Genomic DNA, 17,249 nt, shown 5'->3' with positions numbered 1-17,249 from the left:
ACGACGTCGATGCGCCGCTAAAAGTGACACACTTTTATGCGTTACGCATGGTCCGTATCAGCGCATCCGTCAGAAATCGCGCTTGAAGAACAGGTCCAGCGAACTGGCCAGGCCGCTCGCCGCTTCGAGATAGAGGCGTTTGGTCAACTGGTAGCGCAAGGCGATGGTATTTGCCGGTTCGAACACTCCAACACCATAGCGCAGGCTGAGCTTGTCGGTGATATTCCCGCTGGCGACCACGCTGGTGCTGTTGCCGGTGCCCTCGGTGTCCAGCTGGAAGTCCTGGATGCCGAGCTGCTTGGCGATTTCCCCGGTGAGCGGTGCGCTACCGGCCAGGCCCAGGGCCAGGGCCGCCTCGCCGAGCATGTTGCTGTCTTCGCCGGTGCTCATCGGCCGCCCCAGCACCAGGTAGGACAACGCCTGCTCCTGGCTCATCGCCGGTTCGGAGAATACCGCGCTGGTCGGCTGCTCGGCGCTGCCGGTCAGGCGCAGGCCGGCGACCACGTCGTCGACCCGGCGGATCGCCTCGATATCCAGGTACGGCTGGTCGATCGGTCCGGCGAAGAACAGCCGCGCCCTACGGATCGTCAGGCGCTGGCCGTAGGCACGATAGCGGCCCTTGTTCAGGTTCAGCTCGCCGCGGGTATCCAGGTTGTCGCCGATGTGCAGGTGGCCGGCCAGTTCGGCGCTGAGGCCGAAGCCGGAGAACGCCAGCTTGTCCTGGCCGACCTCGACATCGATGTCCATCTTCATCTTCAGCGGCCGCTGCTCGGGCTGCTCGGAGCCGACGATCACCGCGTCGTCGGAGACCTTGACCGTGGATGGCGGCAACTGGCGGATGGTGATGTCGCCACGCGGCACCAGGACCTTGCCGGAGATCGCCAGCTCCTGCCCGGCCATGCCGATCTTCAGGTCCGGTTCCACCTCCAGTTGCGCATAGGGATCGACCACCACCGGCAGGCGGTTGCCACGGATGTTCAGGGCGACGTTCAGCGCGTCGCCCCAGCTCAGGTTGCCGGACAGGCTGCCCTGGCCGTACCTGCCGCTGCGCCAGCCGCCGCCGAGTTCCAGGCTTTCGCCAGCGATGCGAGCGTCGAGGGAAAGGTTCTCGAAGCTGGTCGGCAGCTCGCCGCCGCCAATGTTGCCGTCGCTCAGCGTCACCCGTCCGTCGACCCGCGGCGCCAGCAGGCCGCCGGACAGCCGGCCGCTGCCGTTCAGCCTGCCTTGCAGTTTCTCCACCATCGGCACGAACGGGCGCGCCACCGACAGGTCGAGGCCGGCCAGGCTGAACTCGCCGCTCAGCGGTTTGCTCGCCGGGCGCGGGTCGATCTGCGCCTGCACCCGCAACTCGCCGAGCTTCGGTCCGCGGAAGTCGAGGGAGGTATCGACGCGGTTGGGCGCCAACCGGCTCTCCAGGCGCAGGCTGTCGTAGCCGACGTCGACCCACTGGCCCTGGTCGCGCAGGCGCAGCGTACCGCTGCCGGCGTCCAGGCTGACCACGCCGCTCGGGCCGCGGGCCGGAACGTCCAGTTGCAGGTCGCCGTTCAGCTTGCCCTGCCAGGCGAAGTCCTCGGGGAACCATTGCTTCAGGCTGTCCAGCGGGAAGTCGCGCAGGGTGTAGCGCAGCCGCGGCTCGGGCAGCAGGCGCTGCTCGCCGCCGCAGAGGCTGGCGGCGCCGGATACCCAGCAATGTGCGCCGAAATTGACCCTGCCGTCGGCCAACCGCTCCAGGCGCGCCGGCTGCTGTAGCTTCCAGTCCTGGCCGCCACTGCTCAACTCGCCGCGCGCCAGGCGACCGCGCCAGTTGCCGCGCTCCAGTTGCCCGTCGAAGGCCAGGCCGAGCTTGAGCAAGGCACCTTGCAGGTCCAGTTCCAGTTGCTGGCGGCGTTGGTCGCCGCGGGCATTGGCCTTGAACAGGCCGAGGTCGGTTTCGCCGCTGCGCAGGCCGGAAGCGACCAGCGCCAGGGTGCCGTTCTGCCGGGCATCGAGGTTCGCCTGCAGGTCGAGGCCGGCGATGCGCTGCTCGGCGTAGGCGATCTGCTGTCCCTTGAGGTTCAGCCTGCCTTGCGGCGCCGCGAGGCTGCCAGCCAGGTCGAGGCGTCCGTCGAGGCGACCGAAGAGTTGCGGCCAAAGCTGGCCGAGACGGTTCAGGGCGATGTCCAGGCGGCCTTGCAGGCGCTGGTCGAGCGCCCCGCTGCCCTGAACCTTGTTATCCCCCAGGCGCAGGTCGAGGTTGCCCAGCGTCCAGCGCTGCCCCTCGCCCTCGGCGCGCGCCTGGAATAGCGCCGGCTGGCCGCGCAGGCGGCCCTTGACGTCGAGATCCACCCCCAACGCCAGCCGCTCGTCGCGAACACTTCCCTGGCTGCGCAAGGGACCGGCCAGTGAACCCGGCAGCTCGGCGACCCAGTAAGCCGGGTTCAGTTCGCTGAGCTGCAGGGCGGTATCCCAAGCCACGCCATTGTCGAAACGCAACGTCACCCGCCCCTCGGCCTGGCCTTGCCCGGCGCGGAGCTGCAGCGACGGCAGGTTGAGCTGAACGAGGTCGCCGGACACCGGGCTGGCCAGCGTGAAGTCGCCCGCCGGACCGCTCGCCGCCGCGCTGAAATTGCCCAGGTAGCGCTGGTCCTGGTAATGCACTTCCGCCTTGAAGGTCTTCAGCGTCACCGGCGGCGGCTCCGCCAGCGGATACAGGCGCAGCCAGGGGAAATCCTTCCAGTCCAGGGTCGCGTCGGCGGCCAGGCTTTCGCGCCAGTCCAGGCGTCCGACCAGCTCCAGGCGCTGCTCGCCGCCAGCGTCCAGGCGCAGTTGGCGGATATCCGCGCCCTGGGCGTCGACCCGCCCGTCCAGGCTCAACGCCACCGCCCCACCCTCGCCCGGCAGGCTGGCGCCGCCGCGGATCAGGTAACCGTTCTTGAGATCGCCGCCGGCATCGAGCTGGATGGCATTCAGGGTCAAGGTGTCCGGTAGTCCGGCCGCACCCTTGAAACCGTCGGCGCGGATCAGCAATCGTGCCGGCAGGTTTTCCGCCAGCGCCTGCAACTGTCCTTCCAGGCTGCCGTCCAGGTAACCGCTGCTGCGGCCTTTCAGGGTCAGCGCCTGCTGCAGCTCACCGCCGACCTGGACGGCCAGCTTCCACGGCTTGCCTTCGGGAGCGGGCAGGCCGAGCGTGGCTTCGGCCTGCAAGGGCCAGTCGCCGCTCGGCTGCAAGCGCCCCTGGAGCGCCAGGTCCAGGCCGAAGCCCCGCGCCGTCAGCGAGTCGATGTGCAGGCCGTCGGCCAGCCAATGGGCCGCCAGCTTGAGTTCGGCGACCTGCTGGTTGCCGTCGAGCAGGAAGCTGCCGACCGCCACTTCGCCGAGTTCGATGCTCAGCGGCAGTTTCAGCGTCGGCAGGCTGATCGGCCCGCTGTCGGCGCTGTCGCCGCTCGGCGGCAGGTCCAGCGCGACCCGTTCGGCGGCCACCCGCTGCAGGCACAGGCGCAGCCCCGCCAGGCAGGCCGGCGACCAGCGCAGTTCAGGCCGCTCGACGACCAGTTGCGTACCGTCCTGCGCCCAGGACAGCCGCTGTGCCTGCCAGGCGCCACCGAGGCGACCCTCGAAGCCGCTGACCTGCAGGCCCGGCACGCGGCCGAGCAGCCAGGCGCTGCCGGTCTGGGTGCCGAGCAGCGCAGCGAGTCCCAGGAGCAGCGCGAGGAGCAGCCCGACTATGGCCAGCAAGGTGATCTTCAGCGCCTTCACAGTTCTGGCCCCATGGAGAAGTGCAGGCGGAAACCGCCGTCGTCGTCGAGCGCATGGGCCAGGTCGAGGCGCAACGGGCCGACCGGCGAGACCCAGCGCACGCCGAAGCCGACCCCGGTCTTGATCGACGGGAAGTCCAGCGAGTTGAAGGCGTTGCCCTGGTCGACGAAGGTCGCCAGGCGCCAGCGCTCGGCCAGCGGATATTGATACTCGACGCTGCCGGCGATCATGTAGCGGCCGCCGATCTTATCGCCATCGGAATTCTCCGGCGACAGCGTCCGGTAGTCGTAGCCGCGCACGCTCTGGTCACCGCCGGCGAAGAAGCGCAGCGAGGGCGGGATCGACTTGTAGTCGTTGGTGGCGATTCCGCCTACCTGCAGGCGGCCGAGCAGGCGATGGCCGCCGGCGAAGCTGGTCAGGCCCTTGGCCATGGCGTCGACATGGAGGACGTCGGCGTCGGCCAGCAGGCCTTCCTTCGCCCCCTTGACGTTGAACTGCAGGCGGTAGCCATGGCTGGGGTCGACCTTGTTGTCGGTCTCCAGCAGCGAGTAGCCGATCCCCGGCATCAGGAAGCTGCTCAGCCCGGAGTCGTCGCCCAGCTTGTACTCCTCGCGCATCCAGTTCAGCGAAACCACCCGCTGCCAGCCATCGGGCCGCTTGCTGTGCCATTCGCCGCCAAGGGTCAGCAGCTTGCTCTCGGTGTCGACCAGGTCTTCGAACTGGTAGCCGCTGGTGAAGCGCAGCTTGTCGGTGAGCGGCGGATCGAGGGGAATCTCGTACCAGGCGCCGACGTTCTGCCGTGGTGCGGAGATTTCCGACTCGAATCCCAGGCTATGTCCTTCGGCATTCACCCAATGGCGGGTCCAGTTGAACCTCGCGCGCGCCCCGACGTCGGTCGAGAAACCGAGGCCGACGCCCATGGTCCGGGGCTTGCGCGCCTCCAGCCGGACCGCTACCGGGATCGCCTGGCGCGCGCCGTCGGCCTGCGCCTGGGTCGGCGCGGCGTCGACCCGCACGCCCTCGAAGTAGCCGCTGGATTGCAGGTTCTGGTTGAGTTCGGCGATCAGTTCGGAGTCATAGGGTTGGCCGGCCTTGAACGGCACCATGCGGCGCAACAGTTCTTCCTCGATGATCGAGTCGCCGTCGAAGCTCACCTTGCCGAAGGTGTAGCGCTGGCCGCTGTCGTAGACCAAGTCGATGTCGGCGATGCCGGCGCGCGGATCGATGCTCAGGCGCTGGGTGCTGAAGCGGCCCTGGAAGAAGCCGTAGCGCGAGGCCTGGTTCTGGATCAGCCGCTTGGCGTCCTCGTAGACGCCCTGGTTCAGCTTCGCGCCCGGTTTCAGCTGCTTGCCCGACGGCAAGCGGAAGCTCTCCAGGCTGGCGGCCTCGCCGAGCACCTGGATGTTCACCTGGCGCAGGCGCACGGGCTCGCCGGACACTACCTTGAGCGTGAGCTTCGGCGGCTTGCCGTCCTTCACCTCGCTGTCGATCTGCGCCTGGAAGTAGCCGAGCGCCTGGGCCGCCTTTTCCGCCTGCGCCTCGGCATTGCGACGGAAACGTTGCAACGCCGCCTCGTCCCGCTCGCCGAGGCTACCCACGTAGGCCTCGATATTGGCCTTCAGGGCGGCATTGGCGGGGGTGACGCGCACGCTAAGCTGGCTCTCCGCGAAGGCGGCCGTACTCAGGCACAGCAGCCCGGCCAGCGGGAACCGGAACAATCCTTGAGTCAGTCTCATGGCGCGGATGCTACGCAGGCGGGTGGCGCGCGTCCAGATTTGCGCGGACGCCGCCGACCACCTCCTGACATTCGGGTTTTATGACGCCAAGCGCCTGACAGGCATGGCTTTTCTCGCGCGTCCGTGGGAACGCTCAGGTCGCCGCCGGCGTCTCGCCAGGATGCAGGAGGACGTGCTCGCGCACCGCTCCCAGCGTCACCTCGCCGATCTCGCGGTAGCCGTGCCGCTGGTAGAAGTCCAGGTAGCGCGCATTGCCGGTATCCAGGACCAGCCCCTGCGAAGCGGAGTCCTCGGCGCACCAGCGCTGCACGGCCGCCAGCAACTGCTCGCCGATCTGCCTGCCCTGGTACTCGGGATGCACGCCGAGCATCGGCAACTGGTGGTGGGGGCCGACCGGCAGGCAGGCCTGCACCGCCCGGTGGTAATCCAGGTAGCGCCGGGTCGCGGCCAGGCCGACGCTGAACAGCATGCGCAGGCGCCAGCTCCAGCTCTCGGTGATATCCAGGCGCCGCTGCGGCGGCGTGATCAGGGCCGCCGCGACCAGCCGATCGTCGATGAACAGGCCGATGGCCGGCAACTCTTCGCCCAGATGGCGCTCGACCATCTCCCGGACGCAGGCACGCACGCGCTGGTCGTAGCCGGCGCGCTGCGCATCCATCAGGTAGGCGAAGGTCGGTTCGTGGCGGTAGGCGTGGTAGAAAAGCGAGCGGACTTCGCGACTATAGCCGTCGTCGAGCAGACGGACATCGGTGACCTGATCAGGCATGGAACGCATTCCTTGTCGGCCGCAGGCGCAGCGACACGCACGCTTCGCCACGGCGATTGGTCGAGCGGATGGCCTGGCCATCCCCGTCCGCGGCAGACCACAGGGCCGGCAAGGCGCCAAGCCACACAGCCATCGGGTACCCGGCGGACACTAGCACAGCGCCTCCAGGGTCGCCAGGCATCCCCCGGCTGGGCTAGCATTCCTGTTTTTGCCAGGACGCCCACCATGAAAATCGTCTCTTTCAATATCAACGGTCTGCGCGCCCGGCCGCACCAGTTGGCGGCGCTGATCGAGCGGCACCAGCCCGACGTGATCGGGCTGCAGGAAACCAAGGTCGCCGACGACCAGTTTCCCCAGGCCGAGATCGAGGCGCTCGGCTACCACGTCCACTACCACGGGCAGAAAGGCCACTACGGCGTCGCCCTGCTCTCCCGCCAGGCGCCCCTGGAACTGCATCGCGGCTTCCCGAGCGACGGCGAGGAATCCCAGCGGCGCTTCATCTGGGGCACCTTCAGCGACGCCCAGGGCAACCCGATCACCGTGATGAACGGTTACTTCCCGCAAGGCGAGAACCGCGAGCATCCGACCAAGTTCCCGGCCAAGCAGCGCTTCTACGCCGATCTCCAGTCGCTGCTGGAGAACAGCTTCAAGCCCGAGCAGGCCCTGGTGGTGATGGGCGACATCAATATCTCGCCGGAGGACTGCGACATCGGCATTGGCGAGGAAAACCGCAAGCGCTGGCTGAAGACCGGCAAGTGCAGCTTCCTGCCGGAAGAGCGCGAATGGCTGGCTACCTTGAAGAACTGGGGCCTGGTCGACAGCTTCCGGGCCCTGAATCCGGAGGTGAACGACCGCTTCAGCTGGTTCGACTACCGCAGCCGTGGCTTCGAGGACAACCCCAAGCGCGGCCTGCGCATCGATGTGATCCTGGCCAGCCGGGTGCTGCAGTCGCGCTTCAAGGACGCCGGCATCGACTACGACCTGCGCGGCATGGAGAAACCCTCCGATCACGCCCCGATCTGGCTGGAACTGGCCTGAGGCTCAGCCCAAGGAAAAGGCTCATCCCCGGATGAGCCTTCAGGCGATCGCTACCTGGTCCGGGCGATCTCGCCGACGCCTCCCCCCCTATCCGGCGCGCGACCTTTCCCTCAGGCAGGATTGTCCACCCGCGGCCCCTTCAGCTCCACTCGATTGCCATCCGGGTCGAAGAAGTACAGCGACCAGCCGTCGCCCTCGGCGCCGAAGCGGATTTCCGCGGGAACCTGCGGGACCAGGCCGAACCCCTCGAGATGGGCGACCAGCGCGGCCTCGTCGAACGGCTCGATGCGCACGCAGAAATGGTCGAGGTTGCGCCCTTCCCCACCCGGAGCCGCACCGCCCTCCCGGCCGAGCGCCCCGGACACCGCGACCAGATCGAGCATCGACGTGCCCAGGCGCAGATGGGCCAGCTCCAGGTCGTCGCGCCACTTCACCACCACGCAACCGAGGACATCGCGATAGAACGCGATGCTGCGTTCCAGGTCGCGGACCCGCAGGACGATGTGATCGAGACGTTCGACGACGAAGGGTTGCATGGTCATTCACCTCTTGGACCGTGGACTATGGCAAGACTTTAGCCAGCACACCTCGGGTTGATAATGGTTTAATCCCTGATTCATTGATTACTGACAGTGAATTATCCCCGTGGATCACCTCACCGCTCTCAAGGTCTTCCGCGCCGTGGCCGCGAATGGCGGCTTCGCCGCCGCGGCCCGGCAGATGAATCTCTCGCCGGCCGCCGTGAGCAAGAACGTCGCCGAGCTGGAAGCGCACCTCAAGGTGCGCCTGATCAATCGCACCACCCGCAGCATGAGCCTGACCGAGGCCGGCGAAGTCTACCGGCAGCGCCTGGAGCGCATCCTCGACGACCTCGAGGCCGCCGACGCCGCGCTCACTTCGATGCAGCAGGGCCCCAGCGGCCTGCTGCGGGTCAGCGCCCCGCTGACCCTCGCCCTCACTTGCCTGACCCCGGCCATTCCGGCTTTTCTCCAGCGTTATCCGGACCTGCGCCTGGAACTGCTCCTGCAGGACGGCCGCCAGGACCTGATCGCCGAAGGCATCGACCTGGCCCTGCGTGGTAGCGACCGGGTTGCGGACTCCGGCCTGGTCGCCCGCCCGCTGCTGGTCCTGGAGCACGTGCTCTGCGCGGCGCCGGCCTACCTCAGTCAGCATGGCCAGCCGCTGCGGCCGGAGGCCCTGCGCGAACACGAGTGCATCCGCTTCAGCCTCTCTGGCCATGCCGACCGCTGGACCTTCCGCAAGGACCGCGAGTGCATAGCGGTGCCTATCGCCGGCCGTTACCGGGTGTCCTCCAGCCTGGCGGTGCGCGATGCCCTGCTCGCCGGCTTCGGCTTGAGCCTGATCCCACGGCTGTACGTACAGGCGGAACTGGCCGAAGGCCGCCTGGTTGAATTGCTGGCTGACTGGAAGGCCGACGAGACGGCGATCCACGCGGTCTATCCATCGCGCCAACTGGCCGGCAAGACCCGGGTGTTTCTCGACTTCCTGACCGAGACAATGGCGCAGGGCCATGATTCCCCAACGCTGTAACCTTAGCGTCACCCGTCTGACTTAATCTCGCCGGCAAATCCCTTCCCCCATAGAAGACGATGCCCGCGATGCCACACCGCCAGCGCGCCAGTGACAAAGACCTCTGGAGCCGTACCCTGAGCCTGGTTTTCCTCGGATTCCTCTGTTACGCCTTCCCCTGGTCGGTATTCGCCGCCCCCTTGCCGATCCCCACGGACGACACGCCGGCGCTGCGCATCCAGGGTTCCAACACCATCGGCGCGAAGCTCCTGCCGGCCCTGGTCGAGGGCCTGATGGAAGAGGAAGGCCTGGAGGATATCCGCCGTACCCCCGGAGAACGGGAAAACGAACTCCATCTGCTCGGCAAGAGCCGCGACGGCCGCCTGGTGAGGGTGGAGCTATCCGCCCACGGTTCGAGCACCGGCTTCGCCGCCCTCCTCGAACGCCACGCCGAACTCGCCGCGGCCTCGCGTCCCGTCAAGGACAGCGAAGTTCGCGCCCTGGCCGGCTTCGGCGACCTGCGCAGCCCATATGCCGAGCAGGTGATCGCCATCGACGGACTGGCGATCATCCTGCATCCGGACAACCCGCTGGCCTCGCTGGACACCGCGCAACTGGCGGCGGTGTTCGCCGGCGAGGTGCGTACCTGGGAAGAACTGGGCGGCAAGGGCGGCGCCATCCGCCTGTACGCTCGCGACGAGCAGTCCGGCACCTACGACACCTTCAAGGAACTGGTGCTGGCCAGTCACGGCAAAAGCCTGGCCAGCGACGCCCGCCGCTTCGAATCCAACGATCGGCTGGCGGCCGCGGTGAGCGCCGATCCGCACTCCATCGGCTTCGTCGGCATCGCGTCGGTGGGCCGGGCCCGCGCCTTGGCCATCGCCGACGGCGAATCGCTGCCGATGGCGCCCCAGGAAAGCCTGATCGCCACCGAGGACTATCCGCTGTCGCGCCGCCTGTTCCTCTACCTGAAGCCCGGCGAGAAGAACCCCTGGGCCCAGGCCCTGGTACGTTTCGCCCAGGGCCCGCGCGGCCAGGCGATCGTCACCCGCAGCGGCTTCGTCGCGCAGAAGATCCAGGCGGTGCAGATCGCACCGCGCCCGCAGATGCCCGCCGAATACCGCAAGCTCGCGGAACAGGCGCGGCGCCTGACGGTGAACTTCCGCTTCCAGGAAGGCAGCGCGCTGCTCGACAACAAGGCACTGCTCGACGTACAGCGTTTGCTGGACTACCTGCGGCAAAATCGGAAGTTGCAGGAGCGCACCGTGCTGGTGGGCTTCGGCGATCCCAAGTCCGACGCCGAGCGCTCGGTCCTGCTTTCGCGCCTGCGCGCCATGGCCGTGCGCCGCGAACTGGCCCGCGGCGGCGTGAGTTTCCGCGAAATCGCCGGCTTCGGCGACGAGTTGCCGGTCGCCAGCAACGACCAGGAACTGGGCCGACAGAAGAACCGGCGGGTGGAAGTCTGGGTCTACTGAACGCTGTAGCACTTTGTAACCTCGCCGTTTTGCCGGCGCCCGGAGCCTGGTTTATTTTTTCCGAGTGACTGCGGGCCCCTCTGACGGTAAGCAATTGCCGCCATGTCGGAGTCACATGACCATCCGACAATTCGAAGCGAGGGGGCCCAATGGCAGCTCTGCATGCATTTCTCACCGAACCGTTCCTCGGTACGACTACCTGGTTCTGGCTGGCCTTCCTGGCCATCGTCATCGTTCTCCTGGTCCTCGACCTCGGCGTGCTGCAACGCGACCACCACGAAATCGGCGTGCGCGAAAGCCTGCTGCTGTCCGCCGGCTACTTCGCCTGCGGCCTGGCCTTCGGCGGCTGGGTCTGGTACGCCTTCGGCCCCACCAGCGCGGTGGAGTACTACACCGGCTTCCTGGTCGAACAGTCGCTATCGATGGACAACGTGTTCGTCATGGCGATGATCTTCAGTTTCTTCGGCATCCCCCGCCGCTACCAGCACCAGGTGCTGTTCTGGGGCATCCTCGGCGCCATCGTCCTGCGGGCGATCATGATCGGCCTGGGCGCCGCGCTGGTGAAGGAGTTCGACTGGATCATGTACGTGTTCGGCGCCTTCCTGCTGTTCAGCGGCGTGAAGATGCTGTTCAACAAGCACGAGGAAGAACCCGACCTGGAGCACAACCCGGTGCTGCGTTTCCTGCGCAAGCACATGCGGGTGACCAAGGAACTGCACGAGCATCACTTCTTCGTCCGCCTGCCGGACGCCAGCGGCAAGCTGGTGCGCTACGCCACCCCGCTGTTCTTCGCCCTGGTGCTGATCGAGCTGGCCGACCTGGTGTTCGCGGTGGACAGCGTGCCGGCGATCTTCGCCATCACCCAGGACCCGTTCATCGTCTACACCTCGAACATCTTCGCCATCCTCGGCCTGCGCGCCCTGTACTTCTCGCTGGCGGCGATGATCCACCGCTTCGTCTACCTGAAGTACGCCCTGGCCCTGGTGCTGGTGTTCATCGGTGCGAAGATCATGCTCCATGGTGTGATCGGCAAGATTCCCGCCGGCCTCTCGCTTGGCGTAACCTTCGGCCTGCTGGCGGGCGGCATCCTGCTCTCCCTGCTGAAGACCCGCACGCCGAAAGCCACCGTCGAGGACAAGGCCGAACCGAATGCCGAACACGCTCTGGATCGAACGTCTGGACACCCACGCTGAACCTTTCTGGCGGGTCCGCCTCGGCACGCGCGGGATCTGCTTCCGCAACGAGCGGGCAGCCCGCGAGTTCGCCGCCCTGCTGCACAGCCGTCGCGCGTGGCAGCTGGAACGCAACGCCGAGGAAAAAGGGGCGGAGTCCCCGGAATGAAAAAGGCCCGCATCCGCGGGCCTTTCCCGTATACCACAGCCGTCAGCGGCTGCTGCGCAGCATCTCCCTGGGCACGTACTTGCCCAGCTCGAACTTGCCGATCGCCGCGCGGTGCACCTCGTCCGGACCGTCGGCCAGGCGCAGGGTGCGCTGCATGGCGTACCAGTAGGCCAGCGGGAAGTCGTTGGAAACCCCGGCGCCACCGTGCATCTGGATCGCCCGGTCGATCACCTTCAACGCCACGTTGGGCGCCACCACCTTGATCTGGGCGATTTCGCTCTGGGCGATCTTGTTGCCCACGGTATCCATCATGTAGGCGGCCTGCAGGGTCAGCAGGCGCGCCATGTTGATCTCCATCCGCGAGTCGGCGATGTGGTCGATGTTGCCGCCCAGGCGCGCCAGCGGCTTGCCGAACGCGGTACGGCTGACCGCGCGCTTGCACATCAGTTCGAGGGCGCGTTCGGCCATGCCGATGGAGCGCATGCAGTGGTGGATGCGGCCCGGGCCGAGGCGCCCCTGGGCGATCTCGAAACCGCGGCCCTCGCCGAGGATGACGTTCTCGTAGGGCACCCGCACGTTCTCGAACAGCACTTCGGCATGGCCATGCGGCGCGTCGTCGTAGCCGAACACCGGCAGCGGGCGGAGGATCTTCACCCCGGGGGTGTCGACCGGTACCAGGATCATCGAGTGCTGCTGGTGGCGCGGCGCGTCCGGGTTGGTCAGGCCCATGAAGATCAGGATCTTGCAGCGCGGATCGCAGGCGCCGGAAGTCCACCACTTGCGCCCGTTGATCACCCAGTCGTCGCCCTGGCGCTCGGCGCGCGCCTCCATATTGGTGGCGTCGGACGAGGCAACGCCCGGTTCGGTCATGGCGAAGGCCGAGCGGATCTCGCCGCTCAGCAGCGGTTCCAGCCAGGTGCGCTTCTGCTCCTCGCTGCCGTAGCGCACCAGCACCTCCATGTTGCCGGTATCCGGCGCGGCGCAGTTGAAGGGTTCCGGCCCGATCAGCGAACGGCCCATGATTTCCGCCAGCGGCGCGTATTCGTGGTTGGCCAGCCCGGCACCGTACTCGGACTCGGGCAGGAACAGGTTCCACAGCCCTTCGGCCTTGGCCTTGGCCTTCAGCTCTTCCATGATCGCCGTCGGCTGCCAGCGGTCGCCCTCGGCGACCTGGCGCTCGAACACGGCCTCGGCGGGATAGACATGCGCTTCCATGAACGCGCTGACGCGTTCACGCAGCTCCTGGACCTTGGGGGAATAGGCGAAATCCATGGGGGATACCTTCTGACGGGTTGGCAGGTGAGGCATCGGACAAAGGCGCTGGTAACGATGCCGGAACAGGGCTTAAGATTTGCCCAGTCTATTTTTTCCGTCCATGAACATTCATGATCCATATGGGGGTCATCCAAGCCCCCAATAACAAGAAAAGTCGCGGAGCCAGTGCCATGAACCTGACCAAAGTCGACCTGAACCTGTTCATCGTGTTCGATGCGATCTATACCGAAGCCAACCTGACCCGCGCCGGGCAGATCGTCGGCATCACCCAGCCAGCCGTATCCAACGCCCTTTCCCGGCTGCGCGAGACCTTCAACGACCCGCTGTTCGTGCGCACCGCCCAAGGCATGGTGCCGACCCCTATGGCGCAGAACATCATCGGCCCGGTGCGCAACGCGCTGCAGTTGCTGCGGGTTTCGGTGCAGGAGAGCCGCAGCTTCGATCCGCAGCAGGCGAACAAGACCTACCGCATCAGCATGACCGACCTCACCGAAGCGGTCATCCTCCCCCCGCTGTTCCAGCGCTTGCGCCGCCTGGCGCCGAACGTGCATATCGAGAGCTTCCTCGCCAAGCGCCGCGAGACCACCAAGGAACTCGCCGCCGGCCGCCTCGACTTCGCCGTCGACGCGCCGCTGAACACCGATCCCCAGGTGCGCCACGTCAAGCTGATGGAGGACCGCTACGTCTGCGCCATGCGTCGCGGCCACCCACTGGCGGGCAAGCCGAAGCTGGCCCTGGACGATTACCTGGGCCTGACCCACATCCATATTTCCAGCCGCCGCAGCGGCCTCGGCTACATCGACCTGGCGCTGGGCAAGATGGGCATCCAGCGCAAGATCGCGCTGCGCTCGCAGCACTACCTGATGGCCTCCACGGTGGTCCAGCAGACCGACATGGCGATGACCGTGCCGGAACGCTTCGCCCGTCACCACGACCTGCACTACGCGGTGCTGCCGGTGAGCGACGTGCCGAAGCTGGAAACCCACCTGTACTGGCACGAGAGCACCGATCAGGACCCGGCCAACCGCTGGATGCGCGAGCAGATCATCGAGCTGTGCCAGCAGGTCACCACGCGCGAGAACAAGGCGGCGCAGCCGGCGTGAGCGCCTGCCAAGGGGCGTAGGGCGAACGAGGCTCGGGCATTTGCTTCCGAGGTGCCTCAGTGCGCCCTCTCCCTGAAGGGAGAAGGCGCCGTTGCGGAAACGACGGATAGTCGCCGCTACAGGCTGCGCGCGATCACCAGGCGCTGCACGTCGCTGGTGCCCTCGTAGATCTGGCAGACCCGCACGTCCCGATAGATGCGTTCCACCGGGAAGTCCTTGAGGTAGCCATAGCCACCGAGGGTCTGGATCGCCGCAGAGCAGACTTCCTCGGCCATCTCCGAGGCGAACAGCTTGGCCATCGAGGCTTCGGTCAGGCACGGCAGGCCGGCTTCGCGCAGGCTGGCGGCGTGGTGGACCATCTGCCGCGCCACGGCGATGCGGGTGGCCATGTCGGCCAGGCGGAAGGCCACCGCCTGGTGCTCGATGATCGGCTTGCCGAAGGTTTCCCGCTCATGGGCGTAGTCGCGCGCCGCCTCGAACGCCGCGCGCGCCATGCCGACCGCCTGGGCGGCGATGCCGATGCGGCCGCCTTCGAGGTTGGCCAGGGCGATGCGGTAACCCTCGCCCTCCTCGCCCAGGCGCAGCGTGGCCGGGATACGCAGGTCGTTGAAGGCCAGCTGGCAGGTGTCCGAGGCGTGCTGGCCGAGCTTGTCCTCGATCCGCACCACCTCGTAGCCGGGCGTGTCGGTGGGCACGATGAACGCACTGATGCCGCGCTTTCCGGCATCCGGATCGGTGACCGCGAAGACGATCACCATCCCCGCGTGGCTGCCCGAAGTGATGAACTGCTTGGCACCGTTCAGCACGTAGTGGTCACCGTCGCGGCGGGCGCGGGTCTTCAGGAAGCTCGCGTCGGAACCGGCCTGCGGCTCGGTCAGGGCGAAGGCGCCGAGCATCGAACCCTGGGCCAGCGGACGGAGGAAGCGCTCCTTCTGCTCGGCGCTGCCGAACTTGTGGATCGGCATGCAGCCGACCGAGTTGTGCACGCTCATGATGGTCGAGCAGGCGCCGTCGCCAGCGGCGATCTCCTCGAGGGCCATGGCGTAGGCCAGGTGCCCGGTCTGCGCGCCGCCCCATTCCTCGGGCACCAGCATGCCGAGGAAGCCGAGGTCGGCCATCTCGCGGATCGCCTCGGCCGGGAAACGGTGCTCGCGGTCCCAGTCGGCGGCGAACGGTTTCAGCCGTTCCTGGGCGAACTGCCGCGCCATGTCACGGATCTGGATCTCTTCTTCGCAGGGAATCATCGCGGGTTCCTCTTCTTCACTGCCTGCATCAGCGCAAGCGCTCGACGGCGATCGCGGTCGCCTCGCCGCCGCCGATGCAGACCGCCGCCACGCCGCGTTCCAGGTCGTACTGCTGCAAGGCGTTGAGCAGGGTCACGACGATCCGCGCGCCGGACGCGCCGATCGGATGGCCCAGCGCACAGGCGCCGCCGTGGACGTTGAGGCGCTCGTGGGACAGGTCGAGGTCGCGCATTGCCGCCATGCCGACCACGGCGAAGGCCTCGTTGACCTCGAACAGGTCGACCTCGCCCAGCGACCAGCCGGTACGCTGCATCAGACGCTTCACCGCACCGACCGGCGCGGTGGGGAACAGGTTCGGCGCGTCGGCGAACGAAGCATGCCCACGAATCGCCGCCAACGGCGCGAGCCCGCGTCGCTCGGCCTCGGAAAGGCGCATCAGGACCAGCGCGGCGGCGCCGTCGGAAATCGAACTGGAGTTGGCCGCGGTCACCGTGCCGCCTTCGCGGAACGCCGGCTTCAGGGTCGGGATCTTGTCCAGCCGGGCCTTCGGCGGCTGCTCGTCGCTATCCACCAGGCGCTCGGTCTTGCCGGCGGTGACCGTCAGCGGCACGATCTCGGCCTGGAAGCGCCCGTCGCGCATGGCTTGCTGCGCGCGGGTCAGCGAGGCCACGGCGAACTCGTCCTGTGCTTCGCGGGTGAAGCCGTAGGCCTCGGCACAGTCCTCGGCGAAGGTGCCCATCAGGCGGCCCTTGTCGTAGGCGTCTTCGAGGCCGTCGAGGAACATGTGGTCGAGCACCTTGCCGTGGCCCATGCGGTAGCCGCTACGGGCGCGCTCCAGCAGGTAGGGCGCGTTGGACATGCTTTCCATGCCCCCGGCCAGCGCGACCCCGGCGCTGCCGGCGAGCAACGTGTCATGGGCGAGCATCAGCGCCTTCATGCCCGAGCCGCACATCTTGTTCAGCGTCGAGCACGGCGTGCCGCGCGCCAGTCCGGCGCCAAGCACCGCCTGGCGCGCCGGCGCCTGGCCCTGGCCGGCGGCGAGCACGCAGCCGAGCACGGCCTCGTCCACTTCGTCGGCTTGCAGGCGCGCCCGCTCCACCGCGGCGCGCACCGCCGCGGCACCGAGGGTAGCGGCGTTGACGTCCTTGAAGTCGCCGAGGAAGCCGCCCATCGGGGTGCGGACGGCGCTGACGATGACGATCGGATCTTCGCGGGTCATGGGATCTTCCTCCTGTATTAGCGGGCGGCCATGCGGATGGCGCCGTCGAGGCGAATCACTTCGCCGTTGAGCATGCTGTTCTCGATGATCTGCCGGACCAGCGCGGCGTATTCGTCCGGACGCCCCAGGCGCGGCGGGAACGGCACGCTGGCGCCGAGGGAGTCGCGCACCTCCTGGGGCATGCCGGCCATCATCGGTGTCTCGAAGATGCCCGGGGCGATGGTCATCACTCGGATGCCGAAGCGCGCCAGCTCGCGGGCGATGGGCAGGGTCATGCCGACCACCCCGCTCTTCGAGGCGGAATAGGCGGCCTGGCCGATCTGCCCGTCGAACGCCGCCACCGAGGCGGTATTGACGATCACCCCGCGCTCGCCGCCCTCGTCCGGCTGGCCCTGGGACATGGCCTCGGCGGCCAGGCGCAGCATGTTGAAACTGCCCACCAGGTTGATGTCGATGACCCGGCGGAAACTCTCCAGGGCATGGATGCCATTGCGTCCGAGGACCTTCTCGGCCGGCGCCACGCCCGCGCAATTGGCCAGGCCATGGAGGCCGCCGAAGGCCTCCAGTGCAGCGGCCACGGCCTGGCGGCCGTCGGCCTCGCTGGCGATGTCGGCCCTGACGAAGCGCGCCTGGGCGCCAAGCTCGGCGGCCTTGGCCGCGCCGGCCTCGGCGTTGATGTCGGCCAGCACCACCTTGCCACCCTGCTCCACCAGCATCTTCGCGGTGGCGGCGCCGAGGCCGGAGCTGCCGCCGGTAACCAGGAACACTCGATTTTCGATACGCACGT

Annotated in this window: 14 protein-coding genes; 6 read left to right on the top strand and 8 right to left on the bottom strand. The window is 67.6% G+C overall.

Translation table 11 applies throughout. The features are described from left to right. Positions 1 to 69 precede the first annotated feature (69 nt). From FHW81_RS27335 to FHW81_RS27325, 3 genes are all read right to left on the bottom strand, one after another. A complete protein-coding gene (locus FHW81_RS27335; RefSeq protein WP_023091274.1) occupies positions 70 to 3,735 on the bottom strand; it encodes a translocation/assembly module TamB domain-containing protein in 3,666 nt (1,221 codons plus the stop codon). After that, on the bottom strand, positions 3,732 to 5,471 hold the full coding sequence (locus FHW81_RS27330; protein WP_023091273.1) for an autotransporter assembly complex protein TamA: 1,740 nt from the start codon (positions 5,469 to 5,471) through the stop codon (positions 3,732 to 3,734). The genes FHW81_RS27335 and FHW81_RS27330 overlap by 4 nt, the downstream gene beginning before the upstream one ends. 133 nt (positions 5,472 to 5,604) lie before the next feature. Then, positions 5,605 to 6,318 carry a GNAT family N-acetyltransferase gene (locus FHW81_RS27325; RefSeq protein ID WP_003122637.1) on the bottom strand — a complete coding sequence of 238 codons (714 nt, stop codon included), beginning with the start codon at positions 6,316 to 6,318 and terminating at the stop codon, positions 5,605 to 5,607. Positions 6,319 to 6,462: 144 nt separating this feature from the next. Here FHW81_RS27325 and xthA point away from each other — a divergent pair, with 144 nt between their 5' ends. Continuing rightward, a complete protein-coding gene (gene xthA, locus FHW81_RS27320; RefSeq protein ID WP_003104469.1) occupies positions 6,463 to 7,275 on the top strand; it encodes an exodeoxyribonuclease III in 813 nt (270 codons plus the stop codon). Positions 7,276 to 7,385: 110 nt separating this feature from the next. Here the strand turns inward: xthA and FHW81_RS27315 are convergent, their stop codons facing one another. Next, positions 7,386 to 7,817 carry a VOC family protein gene (locus FHW81_RS27315; protein WP_003104467.1) on the bottom strand — a complete coding sequence of 144 codons (432 nt, stop codon included), beginning with the start codon at positions 7,815 to 7,817 and terminating at the stop codon, positions 7,386 to 7,388. Positions 7,818 to 7,911: 94 nt separating this feature from the next. Between FHW81_RS27315 and FHW81_RS27310 the strand changes: the two genes are divergently transcribed. From FHW81_RS27310 to FHW81_RS27295, 4 genes are all read left to right on the top strand, one after another. Beyond that, entirely contained in the window at positions 7,912 to 8,826 is a 915-nt protein-coding gene (locus FHW81_RS27310; RefSeq protein ID WP_075604361.1) for a LysR family transcriptional regulator, read from the top strand. A 59-nt stretch (positions 8,827 to 8,885) separates the two neighbouring features. Further along, positions 8,886 to 10,280, top strand: a complete 1,395-nt coding sequence (locus tag FHW81_RS27305; RefSeq protein WP_019726321.1) for a substrate-binding domain-containing protein — start codon at positions 8,886 to 8,888, stop codon at positions 10,278 to 10,280. 149 nt (positions 10,281 to 10,429) lie between these two features. After that, positions 10,430 to 11,473: a TerC family protein gene (locus FHW81_RS27300; protein WP_023091272.1), complete on the top strand. Its 1,044-nt coding sequence runs from the start codon at positions 10,430 to 10,432 to the stop codon at positions 11,471 to 11,473. Beyond that, the gene (locus FHW81_RS27295) at positions 11,430 to 11,621 is read left to right on the top strand and encodes a hypothetical protein (protein WP_003160407.1); all 192 of its coding nucleotides are present in this window, start codon (positions 11,430 to 11,432) and stop codon (positions 11,619 to 11,621) included. The genes FHW81_RS27300 and FHW81_RS27295 overlap by 44 nt, the downstream gene beginning before the upstream one ends. Positions 11,622 to 11,663: 42 nt before the next feature. On the opposite strand, the gene FHW81_RS27290 is transcribed toward FHW81_RS27295, so the two are convergent. Further along, a complete protein-coding gene (locus FHW81_RS27290; RefSeq protein ID WP_003089998.1) occupies positions 11,664 to 12,893 on the bottom strand; it encodes an acyl-CoA dehydrogenase in 1,230 nt (409 codons plus the stop codon). Positions 12,894 to 13,066: 173 nt separating this feature from the next. Here FHW81_RS27290 and FHW81_RS27285 point away from each other — a divergent pair, with 173 nt between their 5' ends. Further along, entirely contained in the window at positions 13,067 to 13,999 is a 933-nt protein-coding gene (locus tag FHW81_RS27285; RefSeq protein WP_016561956.1) for a LysR family transcriptional regulator, read from the top strand. A gap of 116 nt (positions 14,000 to 14,115) precedes the next feature. On the opposite strand, the gene FHW81_RS27280 is transcribed toward FHW81_RS27285, so the two are convergent. From FHW81_RS27280 to FHW81_RS27270, 3 genes are read right to left on the bottom strand one after another with little or no spacing between them, the layout of a single operon-like run. After that, positions 14,116 to 15,243, bottom strand: a complete 1,128-nt coding sequence (locus tag FHW81_RS27280; protein WP_003090001.1) for an acyl-CoA dehydrogenase family protein — start codon at positions 15,241 to 15,243, stop codon at positions 14,116 to 14,118. Positions 15,244 to 15,271: 28 nt separating this feature from the next. After that, entirely contained in the window at positions 15,272 to 16,462 is a 1,191-nt protein-coding gene (locus FHW81_RS27275; protein WP_003108823.1) for an acetyl-CoA C-acyltransferase, read from the bottom strand. 17 nt (positions 16,463 to 16,479) lie between these two features. Beyond that, the gene (locus FHW81_RS27270) at positions 16,480 to 17,247 is read right to left on the bottom strand and encodes a 3-hydroxyacyl-CoA dehydrogenase (protein WP_003102518.1); all 768 of its coding nucleotides are present in this window, start codon (positions 17,245 to 17,247) and stop codon (positions 16,480 to 16,482) included. Between the last annotated feature and the right edge of the window lie 2 nt (positions 17,248 to 17,249).

Source organism: Pseudomonas sp. RC10-4-2 (assembly GCF_050433085.1).
GTDB classification, from domain to species: domain Bacteria; phylum Pseudomonadota; class Gammaproteobacteria; order Pseudomonadales; family Pseudomonadaceae; genus Pseudomonas; species Pseudomonas aeruginosa.
Note: the sequence above shows the minus strand (reverse complement) of the source record. Positions and strands in the feature narration are given on the sequence as shown.